Source organism: Thauera sp. WH-1 (assembly GCF_047806685.1).
GTDB lineage: Bacteria > Pseudomonadota > Gammaproteobacteria > Burkholderiales > Rhodocyclaceae > Thauera.
The window spans coordinates 201,976-217,069 of the sequence record NZ_JBLQGP010000004.1 but is presented as its reverse complement, the minus strand read 5'-3'; the positions used below and the strand labels follow the sequence as shown (position 1 = coordinate 217,069).

At 64.9% G+C, this 15,094-nt stretch carries 11 protein-coding genes; all 11 read right to left on the bottom strand.

Features of this window, described 5'->3' with window-relative positions:
- Window positions 1-71: 71 nt before the first annotated feature.
- The 11 genes from aroQ to ACMV5O_RS06545 all read right to left on the bottom strand — a co-directional run bounded on the left by aroQ (window position 72) and on the right by ACMV5O_RS06545 (window position 14,915).
- Window positions 72-506: a type II 3-dehydroquinate dehydratase gene (gene aroQ, locus ACMV5O_RS06595; RefSeq protein WP_324537030.1), complete on the bottom strand. Its 435-nt coding sequence runs from the start codon at window positions 504-506 to the stop codon at window positions 72-74.
- 80 nt (window positions 507-586) lie between these two features.
- A complete protein-coding gene (locus tag ACMV5O_RS06590) occupies window positions 587-2,050 on the bottom strand; it encodes a glutamate synthase subunit beta (RefSeq protein ID WP_416162750.1) in 1,464 nt (487 codons plus the stop codon).
- Window positions 2,051-6,742 (bottom strand): glutamate synthase-related protein, encoded by a 4,692-nt coding sequence (locus ACMV5O_RS06585; protein WP_416162749.1) that lies wholly within the window; start codon window positions 6,740-6,742, stop codon window positions 2,051-2,053.
- 329 nt (window positions 6,743-7,071) lie between these two features.
- Window positions 7,072-8,196 carry a deoxyguanosinetriphosphate triphosphohydrolase gene (locus ACMV5O_RS06580; RefSeq protein ID WP_416162748.1) on the bottom strand — a complete coding sequence of 375 codons (1,125 nt, stop codon included), beginning with the start codon at window positions 8,194-8,196 and terminating at the stop codon, window positions 7,072-7,074.
- Window positions 8,197-8,239: 43 nt separating this feature from the next.
- Complete coding sequence (gene aroB, locus ACMV5O_RS06575; RefSeq protein ID WP_416162747.1) at window positions 8,240-9,322, bottom strand: 3-dehydroquinate synthase; 1,083 nt, start codon at window positions 9,320-9,322, stop codon at window positions 8,240-8,242.
- Window positions 9,310-9,840 (bottom strand): shikimate kinase, encoded by a 531-nt coding sequence (locus ACMV5O_RS06570; RefSeq protein ID WP_416162746.1) that lies wholly within the window; start codon window positions 9,838-9,840, stop codon window positions 9,310-9,312. The genes aroB and ACMV5O_RS06570 overlap by 13 nt, the downstream gene beginning before the upstream one ends.
- 93 nt (window positions 9,841-9,933) lie before the next feature.
- Window positions 9,934-12,066 (bottom strand): type IV pilus secretin PilQ, encoded by a 2,133-nt coding sequence (gene pilQ, locus ACMV5O_RS06565; RefSeq protein WP_416162745.1) that lies wholly within the window; start codon window positions 12,064-12,066, stop codon window positions 9,934-9,936.
- Complete coding sequence (locus ACMV5O_RS06560; protein WP_416162744.1) at window positions 12,063-12,584, bottom strand: pilus assembly protein PilP; 522 nt, start codon at window positions 12,582-12,584, stop codon at window positions 12,063-12,065. Before ACMV5O_RS06560 ends, pilQ begins: the two co-directional genes overlap by 4 nt.
- Window positions 12,581-13,252, bottom strand: a complete 672-nt coding sequence (locus ACMV5O_RS06555; RefSeq protein WP_416162743.1) for a type 4a pilus biogenesis protein PilO — start codon at window positions 13,250-13,252, stop codon at window positions 12,581-12,583. Before ACMV5O_RS06555 ends, ACMV5O_RS06560 begins: the two co-directional genes overlap by 4 nt.
- Window positions 13,249-13,842, bottom strand: coding sequence for a PilN domain-containing protein (locus ACMV5O_RS06550; protein ID WP_416162742.1), 594 nt, complete (start codon window positions 13,840-13,842; stop codon window positions 13,249-13,251). The genes ACMV5O_RS06555 and ACMV5O_RS06550 overlap by 4 nt, the downstream gene beginning before the upstream one ends.
- A complete protein-coding gene (locus ACMV5O_RS06545; protein WP_416162741.1) occupies window positions 13,839-14,915 on the bottom strand; it encodes a pilus assembly protein PilM in 1,077 nt (358 codons plus the stop codon). The genes ACMV5O_RS06550 and ACMV5O_RS06545 overlap by 4 nt, the downstream gene beginning before the upstream one ends.
- Window positions 14,916-15,094: the final 179 nt, after the last annotated feature.

Sequence of the window (15,094 nt, the reverse complement as noted above, 5' to 3'; positions counted from 1 at the left end):
GGGCGTTTTTCCCCGCGATGCAACAAGGCAATTTGCGACAAGGTTTTACGACTCGCCGCCGGCACGCAGTCTCAGCAGCGGGACGCGATGAACTGCAGCGCGAGGCCATAGCCCTGGGTGCCGAAGCCGGCCATCACCGCCTCGGCGACGTCCGACAGGTAGGAGTGGTGGCGGAAGGATTCGCGCCGGTGCACGTTGGAGATGTGCACCTCGACGAAGGGAATCGCCACCCCCGCGAGCGCGTCGCGGATCGCCACGCTGGTATGGGTGTAGGCGCCCGGGTTGATCAGGATCCAGCCGACGCCCTCGCCGCGCGCAGCATGAATGCGGTCGACGATCGCGCCCTCATGGTTGCTCTGGAAGCACAGCACCTCGACGCCGAGCGCCTCGCCCTGCGCGCGCAGCCCGGCTTCGACATCGGCGAGCGTGGTGGCGCCGTAGATCTCGGGCTCGCGCGTGCCGAGCAGGTTGAGATTGGGGCCATTGATGACCAGGACCTTGGGCATGCTGCCCTCCGCAATATTCAGTCATGAAAAAAGGGCGGTCCGCAGACCGCCCTTCGCGAATCGCTGCAGCGCAGAGGATATCAGCGCGGCAGCAGGCTCTCACCCATCAGGAACTCATCGACCGCACGGGCGCACTGGCGGCCCTCACGAATCGCCCAGACCACCAGCGACTGCCCGCGGCGCATGTCGCCGGCGGCGAACACCTTGGGCACGTTGGTGGCGTAGCAGCCCTCGCCGTCGGTAGTGGCACGGGCGTTGCCGCGCGCGTCCTTATCGACGCCGAAGGCTTCGAGCACACCGCCCACCGGCTGGGTGAAGCCCATCGCGAACAGCACCAGGTCGGCCTTGATCTCGAACTCGGAGCCCGGCACCTCGGACATCTTGCCGTCCTTCCACTCCAGGCGACAGGCCTTGAGCGCCTTGACCTTGCCGTTCTTGCCGATGAACTCCTTGGTGGCCACCGCAAAGTCGCGCTCGCAGCCTTCCTCGTGCGAGGACGAGGTGCGCAGCTTGGTCGGCCAGTACGGCCACACCAGCGGCTTGTTCTCCTGCTCGGGCGGCATCGGCATCAGCTCGAACTGGGTCACGCTGGCCGCACCGTGGCGGTTCGACGTACCCACGCAGTCCGAGCCGGTATCGCCACCGCCGATCACCACCACATGCTTGCCCTTGGCCGAGATCGGGTTGGGCTTGTCGCCAGCGACCTGCTTGTTCTGCGGGATCAGGAACTCGAGCGCGAAATGCACGCCGCCGAGCTCGCGACCCGGCACCGGCAGGTCACGCGGCACTTCGGCGCCGCCGGCGAGCACCACGGCGTCGAAATCCTGCTGCAACTGCTCGGCGCTGATGACTTCCCTCGCGTCATTGACGATGCCGGCCGGCATGTCCTTGGCCGCCACCACCACACCGGTGCGGAAGCGCACGCCTTCGGCCTGCATCTGCTCGACGCGGCGGTCGATCAGCCACTTCTCCATCTTGAAATCGGGGATGCCGTAGCGCAGCAGGCCGCCGATGCGGTCGTTCTTCTCGAACACGGTGACCTCATGGCCGGCGCGCGCGAGTTGCTGCGCGGCGGCCAGGCCCGCCGGGCCGGAACCGACGACGGCGACCTTCTTGCCGGTCTTGAGCTCGGCCACCTGCGGCACCACCCAGCCCTCTTCCCAGGCCTTGTCGATGATCGCGTGCTCGATCGACTTGATGCCGACCGGATCGGTGTTGATGTTGAGCGTGCACGCCGCCTCGCAGGGCGCGGGGCAGATGCGGCCGGTGAACTCGGGGAAGTTGTTGGTCGAGTGCAGCACCTCGATCGCCTCGCGCCAGTGGCTGCGATACACGAGGTCGTTCCAGTCGGGAATGATGTTGTTGACCGGGCAGCCGTTGTTGCAGAACGGGATGCCGCAGTCCATGCAGCGCGCGCCCTGGATGGCGGCCTGCTCGTCGGTCAGGCGAACGACGAACTCCTTGTAGGTTTTCAGGCGCTTGTCGACCGGCTCGTAGGCCTCGGACAGACGCTGATGCTCCAGAAATCCAGTGGGCTTGCCCATTTATGCGGCCTCCTTCTCTGCTTCACGTGCCTCTGCCATCTCGGCCAGCGCGCGACGGTACTCATGCGGGAACACCTTGACGAACTTCTTCCGCCAGACGCCCCAGTTGTTCAGGATCTCACGGGCGCGCACGCTGCCGGCGAAGCGGACGTGGCGCTCGATCAGGCCCTTGAGGATGAGCTCGTCGCCCATCGTCAGGTGGTCGATGTCGACACGGCCGTGGGATTCGAGCTCGTCACCCGACTCCGAGCCCTTGCGTGCGGCGATCTCGTCGGGCAGCGGCTCGAGCGCGACCTGCGCCATGTTGCAGCGCTGCTCGAAGCTGCCGTCCTCGTCCAGCACGTAGGCCACGCCGCCCGACATGCCGGCGGCGAAGTTGCGGCCGGTCTCGCCGAGCACGACCACGGTGCCACCGGTCATGTACTCGCAGCCATGGTCGCCCACGCCTTCCACCACGGCGGTGGCGCCGGAGTTGCGCACCGCGAAGCGCTCGCCGGCGACGCCGGCGAAGTACACCTCTCCCTCGGTCGCACCGTAGAGCACGGTATTGCCGACGATGATGTTGTCGGGCGTGTCGCCACGGAACTCGGCCTTCGGACGGACGATGATGCGACCGCCCGACAGGCCCTTGCCGACATAGTCGTTGCCCTCGCCCACCAGCTCGAGGGTGACGCCGCGCGCCAGGAAGGCGCCGAAGCTCTGGCCGGCAGTGCCGTTGAGGCGGATGTGGATGGTGTCCGATGGCAGCCCGGCATGACCATGACGCGCCGCGACCTGGCCCGACAGCATCGCGCCCACGGTGCGGTTGATGTTGCGCACCGGCAGGTCGATATTGACCTTCTCGCCCTTCTCCAGCGCCGGCTTGGCGAGCGCGATGAGCTGGTTGTCGAGCGCCTTGTCGAGGCCGTGGTCCTGCGTCTCGGTGTGCAGGCGCGGCACCTCGGCCGGCACGTTCGGCAGGTAGAAGATGCGCGAGTAATCCAGGCCCTGCGCCTTCCAGTGCGCGATGCCCTTCTTCATGTCGAGCAGGTCGGCGCGGCCGATCAGCTCGTCGAATGTGCGGATGCCGAGCTGGGCCATCAGTTCGCGCACTTCCTCGGCGACGAAGAAGAAGTAATTGACCACGTGCTCGGGTTGGCCGGCGAAGCGCGCACGCAGCACCGGGTCCTGGGTGGCGACACCGACCGGGCAGGTGTTGAGGTGGCACTTGCGCATCATGATGCAGCCTTCGACGACCAGCGGCGCGGTGGCGAAGCCGAACTCGTCGGCGCCGAGCAGCGCACCGATGACGACGTCGCGGCCGGTCTTGATCTGGCCATCGACCTGCAGGCGGATGCGCGCGCGCAGGCGGTTGAGCACCAGGGTCTGCTGGGTCTCGGCCAGCCCCAGCTCCCACGGCGAACCGGCGTGCTTGATCGAGCTCCAGGGGCTGGCGCCGGTGCCACCGTCATGGCCGGCGACGACGATGTGGTCGGCCTTGGCCTTGGCCACGCCGGCCGCCACCGTGCCGATGCCGATCTCGGACACCAGCTTGACCGAGATGCTCGCGGCCGGGTTGGTGTTCTTGAGGTCGTGGATCAGCTGCGCGAGGTCTTCAATCGAATAGATGTCGTGGTGCGGCGGCGGCGAGATGAGGCCGACACCCGGCACCGAGTGACGCAGGAAACCGATGTACTCCGACACCTTGTGGCCGGGCAGCTGACCGCCCTCGCCAGGCTTGGCGCCCTGGGCCATCTTGATCTGGATCTGGTCGGCGTTGGCGAGGTATTCGGTGGTCACGCCGAAACGGCCCGAGGCCACCTGCTTGATCGCCGAACGCAGCGAGTCGCCGGCGTTGAGCTCGAGGTCGCGCGCAATGCGCTTCTCGCCGATCACCTGCGACAGCTTGATCGCCTGCGTCAGCGGCTTGAAGCGCATCGGGTCCTCGCCACCCTCGCCGGTGTTCGACTTGCCGCCGATGCGGTTCATCGCCACCGCCAGCGTGGTATGCGCCTCGGTCGAGATGGAGCCGAGCGACATCGCGCCGGTGGCGAAGCGCTTGACGATCTCCGCCGCCGGCTCGACCTCGTCCAGCGCCACCGGGGTTTCGGCGGCCCTGAGCTCGAACAGGCCGCGCAAGGTCATGTGGCGCTTGCTCTGGTCGTTGATGATGCGGGCGTACTCCTTGTAGGTGTCGTACTTGCCCGAGCGCGTGGCGTGCTGCAGCTTGGCGATCGCATCCGGCGTCCACATGTGCTCTTCGCCGCGGATGCGGAAGGCGTACTCGCCGCCCGCGTCGAGCATGTCGTGCAGCACCGGGTCGGGACTGAACGCGGCCTTGTGCAGCTGGATCGCCTCTTCCATGACCTCGAACACGCCGATGCCCTCGACCTGGCTGGTGGTGCCGGTGAAGTACTTGTCGAGCAGCGCCTGCTTGAGGCCGACGGCCTCGAAGATCTGCGCGCCGGTGTAGGACATGTAGGTCGAGATGCCCATCTTGGACATGACCTTCATCAGCCCCTTGCCGATCGCCTTGACGAAGTGCTTGACGTACTTGGCGGCGGACTCCGCATCACCGGCCAGGTGCTGCAGGGTCTCGAGCGCGAGGTAGGGATGCACGGCCTCGGCGCCATAGCCCGCGAGCACGGCGAAGTGATGCACTTCGCGCGCCGAGCCGGTCTCGACCACCAGGCCGGCGCGGGTGCGCAGGCCCTTGGCCACCAGGTGCTGGTGAATGGCCGACAGCGCCAGCAGCGCGGGGATGGCGATGCGCTCGGCCGACAGCTTGCGGTCGGACACGATGAGGATGTTGTAGCCGCCCAGCACCGCGTTCTCGGCATCGGCACACAGCGAGGCCAGGCGTGCTTCCACACCTTCCTTGCCCCACTCGGCCGGGTAGCAGATGTCGAGCTCGGCCGAGCGGAACTTGTTCTGCGTGTAGCGCGCGATGTTGCGGATCTTGGCCATGCCCTCGAAGTCCAGCACGGGCTGGCTCACCTCGAGGCGGAACGGCGGGTTGATCTCGTTGATCTCGAGCAGGTTGGGCTTGGGACCGATGAAGGACACCAGCGACATCACCATCTGTTCGCGGATCGGGTCGATCGGCGGGTTGGTGACCTGCGCGAAGAGCTGGCGGAAGTAGTTGTAGATCGGCTTGTTCTTGGAGGACAGCACCGCCAGCGGCGAGTCGTTGCCCATCGAACCGGTGCCCTCCTCGCCGCTCTTGCCCATCGGCTCGAGGATGAACTTGATGTCCTCCTGCGTGTAGCCGAAGGCCTGCTGGCGGTCGAGCAGCGGCGCGATGCGCTCGCCACCACCGTCGGCGGCGACCCGGTCCGGCACGGCGGGCACCTCGAGGGTGTCGAGCTTGATGTTGATGCGGCGCAGCCAGTCGGCGTAGGGCTTGGCGTTGGCGAGCGACTCCTTGAGTTCCTTGTCGCCGATGATGCGGCCCTGCTCCATGTCGATCAGGAACATCTTGCCCGGCTGCAGGCGCCACTTCTTGACGATCTTGCTGTCGGGAATCGGCAGCACGCCGGACTCGGACGCCATCACCACGAGGTCGTCGTCGGTGACCAGGTAACGCGCCGGACGCAGGCCGTTGCGGTCCAGCGTCGCGCCGATCTGGCGACCGTCGGTGAAGGCCACTGCGGCGGGGCCGTCCCACGGCTCCATCATCGCCGCGTGGTACTCGTAGAAGGCGCGACGCTTCTCGTCCATCTGCGTGTGCGACTCCCAGGCCTCGGGAATCATCATCATCATCGCGTGGGCGAGCGAGTAGCCGCTCATCACCAGCAGCTCGAGCGCGTTGTCGAAGGAGGCCGAGTCGGACTGGCCGGGGTAGATCAGCGGCCAGATCTTCTGCAGGTCGTCGCCCAGCAGCGGCGAATGCACGCCCTTCTCGCGCGCGCGCATCCAGTTGTAGTTGCCGCGCAGGGTGTTGATCTCGCCGTTGTGGGCGATGTAGCGGAACGGATGGGCGAGATCCCACTTGGGGAAGGTGTTGGTCGAGAAGCGCTGGTGCACCAGCGACAGGGCCGACACCGCGCGCGGGTCGACCAGGTCGAGGTAATACTCGCCGACCTGGTTGGCGAGCAGCAGGCCCTTGTAGTTCACCGTACGTGCCGACATCGACACCATGTAGAACTCCTTGCCGTGCTTGAGCTGCAGCGCGCCAATGGCATTGGCGGCGCGGCGACGCACGACGTAGAGCTTGCGCTCGAGCGCTTCGGTGACCATCACGTCCGGGCCGCGGCCGATGAAGATCTGACGGATCACCGGCTCCTTGGCCTTCACCGTGGGCGACATCGGCATGGCACGATTGACCGGCACATCGCGCCAGCCGAGCACGGTCTGGCCTTCGGCCACCACCGCACGCTCGATCTCTTCTTCACAGGCCAGACGCGAGGCTGCTTCCTTGGGCATGAACACCATGCCGACGCCGTACTCGCCGGACAGCGGCAGGGTGACACCCTGCCTGGCCATCTCCTCGCGGTAGAGCTGGTCGGGAATCTGGATCAGGATGCCCGCACCGTCACCTTGCAGCGGGTCGGCACCGACCGCGCCACGGTGATCGAGGTTCTTCAGGATTTCCAGGCCCTGCAGGATGATGTCATGACGTTTCTCGCCCTTGATGTGGGCGATGAAACCCACGCCGCAGGCATCATGTTCGTTGGCGGGGTCGTACAGACCCTGCTTTTGGGGCTGATCCATCTTCTTTTCCTCAAACGACACGCAAGATCACGCGCAGGAGCCGGGGGAGGCCAGCCGGACCGGGGATCCGACTAAACCGAACGCGCACAAAAAAGCCGGGCGCGCGCGCACCGGCTTTGTGATTTGCACCAAGTTGGTGCAAAAACAGCTTTCTGATGTCAAGGGAGCAGGACGAAGAGCCCGCACGCACCATTTTGGACACCGCCACCAGACGTGCTGTTGACGAAAAAAACTATACGCCCGCAAAACGCCGGGTTCAAGAATTTTTTTGCACTGCGGCAGGCGTTTGCAGGAGGCTTTTTGCACTGCGTCGGCCGCCACGTTCACCGTCAATGGATCTCGCCGACCGCGAACAGGCGGCGATGCTCTTTCATCGCATAGCGGTCGGTCATGCCGGCGATGTAGTCGGCGATCGCCCGCGCCTTGTCCTCGCGCGCCATCGCCTGGTACTGCGGCGGCAGGATGTGGGGGTCGTCCATGAACGCCGCGAACAGCTCGCTGACGATGCGGCGCGCCTTGTTGGTCATGCGCAGCACCTGATAGTGGCGGTAGAGCCGATCGCGCAGGAACAGCTTCAGCTCGCGCAGGCGCGGCAGCAGCGCATCCGAATAGGCCACCAGGCGCGGCGCGGCGCGCACGTCGTCGAGCGAGGCCACGCCGGCGGCGGCGATGTTGGCGCGCGTCTGCTCGAGCAGGTCGATCACCATCAGGTGGATCATGCGGCGCACGGTCTCGTTGATCAGCTTGCGCCCGGTCAAGCCCGGCCAGCGCGCCTCGACCTCGCGACGCTGGGCCGCGAATAGCGGCACGTCCTCGAGTTGCTCGAGGGTGATCAGGCCAGAGCGCAGCCCGTCGTCGACGTCGTGGTTGTTGTAGGCGATCTCGTCGGCGAGGTTGGCGAGCTGGGCCTCGAGCGAAGGCTGGGTGCCGTCGAGAAAGCGCTGACCGACATCGCCGAGGCCCGCGGCATGAGCGCGCGAGCAGTGCTTGAGGATGCCTTCGCGGGTCTCGAACATCAGGTTCAGCCCCTCGAAGGCCGCATAACGGTCCTCGAGCAGATCGACCGTGCGCAGCGACTGCAGGTTGTGCTCGAAGCCGCCAAAGTCCTTCATGCAGGCGTTGAGCGCGTCCTGGCCGGCGTGGCCGAAAGGCGTATGGCCAAGGTCGTGGGCGAAGGCGATGGACTCGGCGAGGTCCTCGTTGAGCGCGAGCTCGCGCGCGATGCCGCGCGTAATCTGGGCCACTTCGATGCTGTGGGTGAGCCGGGTACGGAACAGGTCGCCCTCGTGGTTGACGAAGACCTGGGTCTTGTACTCGAGGCGGCGAAAGGCAGTGGAGTGGACGATGCGGTCGCGGTCGCGCTGGAACTGCCCGCGCGCAACCGGCGCCGGCTCCTCATGCGTCCGGCCGCGCGAGTTGGCCTCGGTGACTGCGTAAGGCGCGAGTTGCAGCATGGACCCCTCCCCCCTCAGCATGCCTGCGCAAGGCAGGCAACAATCAACGACAGCGCGCCTCGATGGCGGCGACGAGCTCGGCCTGTGCGGCATCACCGTGGATCACGGCGCGGCCGAGTTCGCGCAGCAGCACCAGGCGCAGGCGGCCGGCCTCGACCTTCTTGTCGTGCGACATCAACTCGAGATAGCGCGCGGCACCAAGGCTCGGCCCCCACACCGGGAGTTTGGCGCGCACGAACAGGGCTTCGATGCGCCCGACGTCGGCGTCGCTCAACCAGCCGAGGCGACGGGAGAGCTCCGCCGCCATCAGGGTGCCGGCGGCGACCGCCTCGCCGTGCAGCCATTCGCCGTAACCGAGCCCGGTCTCGATCGCATGACCGAAGGTATGGCCGAGGTTGAGCAGCGCGCGCTCGCCCTGCTCGGTCTCGTCCGCCACCACCACCTCGGCCTTGTTGCGGCAGGAACGCTCGATCGCGTACGCGAGCGCATCGGGGTCGCGCACGACCAGGCGATCGAGGTTCGCCTCGAGCCATTCGAGGAAGACCGGATCACGGATCAGTCCGTACTTGATGACCTCGGCCAGCCCGGCCGACAGCTCGCGATCGGGCAAGGTGGCCAGGGTGTCGATGTCGGCCAGCACCAGCCTGGGCTGATAGAAGGCGCCGATCATGTTCTTGCCCAGCGGGTGGTTGATCGCCGTCTTGCCGCCCACCGAGGAGTCGACCTGGGCCAGCAGCGTGGTCGGGATCTGGATGAAGGGCATGCCACGCTGGTAGCAGGCGGCCGCAAAGCCGCCCATGTCCCCCACCACCCCGCCGCCCAGCGCGACCAGCGTGGTCGAGCGCTCGCAGCGTTCGGCGAGCAGCATGTCGAAGATGCGGTTGAGGGTCTCCCAGTCCTTGAAGGCCTCGCCGTCCGGCAGGCTCACGGTCGACACCTTCACCCCTGCCTGCTCGAGCGCGGTGCGCAGCACCTCGAGATAGAGCGGGCCGACGGTGTCGTTGGTGACGATCGCCACCCGTCGGGTCTTCAGATGCGGCAGGATCAGCTCGGCGCGACCGAGCAGGCCGCGGCCGATGTGGATGGGGTAGGCGCGATCGGCCAGGGCGACGGTCAGGGTCTGCATGTGCTGTGCTCGCGTTTCTTCAGGGCGTCCTCGATCAGGCGCACCATGGTCCCGGGGTTGGTGCGTCCGCCGTCGACGACGACGTGGGCCACCTCGCGGTAGAGCGGATCGCGCTGACGGTAGAGCTCCTCGATGCGCTGGCGCGGGTTCTCCACCTGCAGCAGCGGCCGGTTGCGGTCGTGGCGGGTGCGCTCGAAGAGGATCTGTGGCGGCACGTTGAGGTAGAACACGATGCCGCGTTGACGCATCAGCGCGCGGTTCTCCGGGGTGGTCACCACCCCGCCGCCGGTGGCGATGACGATGTCGGATTCGCGCGTCAGCTCGTCCATCATCTGCGTCTCGCGGCGGCGAAAGCCCGCCTCGCCCTCGATCTCGAAGATGGTGGGGATGCTCACCCCGGTGCGGGCAACGATTTCATGATCACAATCGGCAAAGCGCAGCTTGCGCCGCCGCGCCAGCTCCTTGCCAACCGTGGTCTTGCCGGCGCCCATCATGCCGATCAGTATCAGACAGCTCACGCGCGACTCGCCGGAAGTCCAGATGAAAAAGGGCCGGGCACCCTCTCGGGATGCCCGGCCCGGCATTCTAACAGGAGTGCCTGCTTCGGTTGATCATCTCAAAGTGAGGCTATCCGAAACAAGCCGAGGGGTGATGAAGACCAGCAACTCCTTCTTCTCAGCAATTGTCGACCGGGTTCTGAACAACGCACCAAGCACAGGCAACTCTCCAAGCACCGGAACCCTGTCTTCACCGCTCAGTTCCTGCTCCTCATAGACGCCGCCGATCACCAAAGTCCCACCGTTATCAACGGTAACCTCGGTTTGAACACTCTTCGTGTCAATAGAAGGACGTCCCAGCACAACATTGGTGAAATCCGGCCGGTCCTTATTCACCAACACAGACAACTGTATCTTCCCATCGGGGGTGATGCTCGGTGTCACCTGTAGGGACAAGACGGCATCCTTGTATTCGACTGTCGGCTCTCCGCCCGCAACTGTCGACGGAATTGGAATTGGGATCTGCGTACCCTGTTTTATGAGTGCCTCTACCTGGTTAGCAGTTAGCACACGAGGACTAGAAACCACTCTGCCACGACCATCGGTTTCAAGCGCTTGAAGCTCCAAGTTCAAGAACCTTGTAACGCTACTGTTGAAAATGCTGAGAGCAAATGATCCGTATGCATTGGTCACGCCACTGCCACCGCTCACCGCCTCCTCAGGTGTAAACCTGCCTGGCGCTCCGGAGCCACCCCCTAAACTTGAGGACCCAAAGCCTATCTGCGCTCCACCATCATTCATACGCCACGGCGTCGACTTGCCAAAACCAAGCCTCACCCCAAGGTCTCTTGAGAACGTCTTGTTGGCTTCGACAATCCGAGCCTCAATCAATACCTGCCTTGGTGCAAGATCAATCTCGGAGATCAGTCGTCGCGCGGATTCCAACCGAGAGGCTATGTCGGTGACAAAGACCCTATTAGTCCGCTCATCGAAGGAAACCTTCCCCCGCTTTGAAAGAAAGCCACGATCGTCTTTTCCGCCGCTGGACAGCAAGTCCGCCACTTCCTTAGCTTTGTGATAGTTCAACTGGACACTATCAGTACTAAGCGGCTCAAGGGACTCAATGTCAGCCTTCGCTTCGTTCTGGGCCTTTTCCCTGAGAGCGAGCTCCTCACGCGGCGCAACCCAAATCACATTCCCATTCTTGCGCATATCGAGATCTTTAGCGCGCAAGACTATGTCAAACGCTTGATCCCAGGGCACATCCTTGAGGCGTAGCGTGAGGTTGCCCTGAACCGAGTCGGACGTGATGATGTTGAAGTCGGTGAAATCAGCGATGACCTGCAGCACCGAGCGCACATCGACGTTCTGGAAGTTCAGGGACAGTTTCTCTCCTTGGAAATCTCCACGGCCGCCACCGAGCTTGGTCGGGTCTTCGGCAACGCGCTTGACCTCGAGCACGAAGCGGTTGTCGCTCTGGTAGGCGTTGTGCTCCCAGAGGCCATTGGGCGTCACCGTCAGACGCACCCGATCGCCCACCTGCTGGGCCGTCATCGAGGTCACCGGGGTAGCGAAGTCGGTGACGTCGGAGCGGCGGCGCAAATGCTCGGGCAGCGCAGTCTTGAGGAAGTCCACCACGAGATTGCCGCCCTGCTGTCGGATGTCGATCCCCGTCTCGGCGCTCGACAGATCGACCACCACCCGCCCCTCGCCCTCGGTACCACGGCGGAAGTTGATGTCACGCACCGCCAAGCCAGAGGCGACGGCCGCGCGTGAGTCGGCGAAATTGCCATGGGATTCCACCACCGCCGCGGCCTGCGCGACCTGACTACTCACCGGCGTGAGCGCGACGATGAGGTCGCGACCTTCGATGCGCGTCTCGTACGGGCTCATCTTGACGAGGTTCAGCACCAGGCGCGTACGGTCGCCCGCCTGCACGATGTTGGCGCTGCGCAGGTCGCCCTGCTCGATGGTCTGCACGCTGCGCCCGAGCGCGTTGGCGGTGCCGGCGAAGTCGAAGGCGATGCGCGCCGGATTGGCCACGCTGAAGCTGGGCGGCGGGCTTGTCAACGGCTCCTTGAGGGTGAGCCGCAGATACACCGTGCCACCCTGTTCGGCCACCTCCAGCCCTTCGATCTGGTTGGCAAAAACCTGCGTCTGTTCCGACTCCTGCGCCAGGGCGCCGGGCGCCGGCGCGAGGCCTGCGACAACGGCCGCAAGCAGCAGCACTCCGATACGGTGTCTCATCTTCCGGTCTCCTGCTGCTCCTGCAATATCAGCTTACTGGTGCGTTCAACCCAGTCGCCGTACACGTCTTCGACGAGTTCGCGCAGCGTCACCTCGCTCTCGGTGATGGCGGTGACGACGCCGAAGTCCTGTCCCATGTAGTTTCCAACCTTGACCTGATACAAGTTGTTGCTGACCCGCACCAGGGCATGCGTGTTCTGCCCCTGCGTCAGCACGCCGACCATCTGCAGGGACTCGAGCGGATAGGCTTCCAGCGGCTCGCGGCGACGATCGAGGTCCGGCCGCAGGGCGCTGCCGGACGCACGGCGTTCGGGCTCCATGCGCGCGCTGCGGAAGGGGTCGTCCCCCTGAACGCCTGCGTAATTGACCACCGGGAAGGGCAGCAGCTCGGGCAGCGGTCGCACCGCGCCGCGCATCGTCCTGCCCTGCTCATCCATCCACACCTGCAGGTTGTCCTCGCTGCCACCGGCACAGCCGGCCAGCAACACGCAGGCGACAAGCCACACACCCTTGTTCATCGTCTGGCCCCTTGCGCGGCCTGCGCCGCCTGCCGTTGCTGGGCGAGTTCTTCCTCGTCGAGATAGCGGTAGGTCGTGGCCCTCGCCTCGAGCTTGAGCTTGCCGTCCTTGTCGGCGTCCAGCCCGATGTTGTTGAGGGTGACGATCCGCGGCATGCGCGCGACGTCACTGACAAATTCGCCAAGGTCGTGATACACGCCCAGAACACGGATCTCGATGGGCATCTCGGCGTAGAACTCCTTGACCACATCGGCACCCGGCTTGAACAGCTCGAACTGCAGGCCGCGACCCAGGCCCGCCTGGTTGATGTCGGACAGCAGCGAGTCCATCTCCGCCCGGTTCGGCAACTGCTTGAGCAGGGCGCCGAACTGGCGGTCGATCTCGGCGAGCTGGAGGCGGTGCTCCTCCAGGTTCACCGCCTGGCGCTTCTTCGCCACCCAGCTGTCGCGCAGTTGCATTTCTTCGGCCTGAACCCGCTCGAGCGTATCGATCTGATCCCGCCAGTCGAACCACCAGAAGGCGGCGATGGTCGCCACAAGAAGCGCGATGAACACCGCCACGCGCGGCGCGACCGGCCACAATCCGGGGTCGTTCGGGTCCAGCCCCTTGAAATCCTGCACCAGGCGGTTGAAGTCGATGCCGGCGCGGCCCTTTGCGCTCGTGCTCATTGGCCCGCTCCCTTGTTCTCGACGGCGGCCGCCTCGTTGTCGTCGGTCTTGGGCTGCCGGATGCCGATGCCGAGCGTGAACTCGCTCACACGACGGTTGTCGATGTTCGCCGCCTTGGCCTCGACCAGCACCGGCTGTTCGAGGAAGGGGGAGGATTCGAGGTTACGCATGAGATGGGAGACCCGCGCGTTGGATTGCGCATAGCCAACCAGGGTGACGCGGCGATCGGTCTGCTTGATCGACTTCAGATACACGCCGTCGGGCATCTGCTGCGCAAGTTCGTTGAACAGATGCACCGTCTCGGCGCGTGTGCTCTGCAAGGATTCGATGACCTGCTTGCGTGCCAGCATGGCGTCGATCTGTTCGCGCAGGCGCCGGATCTCGGCGATATCGCGATCAAGCTTGGCAATCTCGGCCTTCAGGAAGTCGTTACGTTCCTGCTGACGCTCGATGTGGCCGGAATAGACCATATGCACGGCAAAACCGATCAGCGCACCGAGCACGATCATCACGGCCGATAGCGCGTAGAACTGCTGCCGGCGCTGACGTCGCTTCTCGATCCGGTGCGGGAGGAGGTTGATACGGATCATGCGTCGAACCTCCTCAGGGCGAGGCCACAGGCGACCATCAGCGAGGGCGCGTCGGACAGCAGGCTCTTGGGTCGCAGCTTGCTGTCGAGCGTCATACCGGCAAACGGGTTGGCGATCAGGGTATCGACCTGTGTGCGCGCACCCACCACGTCGCCAAGTCCGGGCATGACCGCACAGCCGCCGGCGAGCACGACATGATCGACCTGGTTGAACTGGGTGGACGTGAAGAAGAACTGCAGCGCGCGCGAGACCTCGAGCGCCAGGCTGTCCATGAAGGGGCGCAGCAGGTCGCGAGCGTAGCTGTCGGGCAGCGAACCGGCGCGCTTGGCGGTCTCAGCCTCCTCGTAGCTCATGCCGTACTGGCGGGCTATGTCCTGCGTGAGCTGACTGCCGCCGAAGGCCTGCTCACGGGAATACACCGACTGGCCATTGCGGAACATCGTGACGTTCATGACGCTGGCCCCGATGTCGACGAGGGCGATGACCTGATCGGCACCGCCGCGGGGCAACTGCCGACACACGAGTTCGAGCGCAGACTCGGTGGCGAGCGATTCGACATCGACGATCACCGCCTTCAGGCCCGCCGCCTGAGCGACCGCGACCCGATCCTCCACCTTGTCCTTGCGCGACGCGGCGATCAGGACTTCGACGTCCCCCGGGCTGCCGGGCGCGGGCCCGATTTCCTGGAAGTCGAGATTGACCTCGTCGAGCGCGAACGGAATGTACTGGTTGGCCTCGGCCTCGACCGCGAACTCCATGTCGGTTTCGCGCAGGCCTTCGGGGAGAATGATCTTCTTCGTGATGACCGATGACGAGGGCAGCGCAACGGCCACATTCTTGACGCCGCCACCGAAGCGACGCAGCGCCCGCCTCAGCGCCTCGCTGACGGCCTCGAGGTTGGCGATGTTGCCATCGACGACGGCATCGCGCGGCAAGGGCTCGATCGCGTAGCGCTCGACTTTGTAAGCGTCCTTGTCACCCCCGGACAACTCGACCAGCTTGACCGATGAGGACGAGATATCGAGCCCCGCAAGCTGGCGCGTCGCTGATCTAAAAAGGGGGATGTCAATCACAAAGAAAGTCCTTACATTTCTTTATGTTACGCGCACGAGCTAAGTAGGGCTCTAGAATGCTAGCAACAAGGTCTGGGGGTGTAAAGGCAACTGCATCACACTTAACGGCTGCTAACAGGAAGTATTGAGGGCCGCGCGAAGGCTTCCTTTATAATCAATGCCCATTTGACACAACCCTG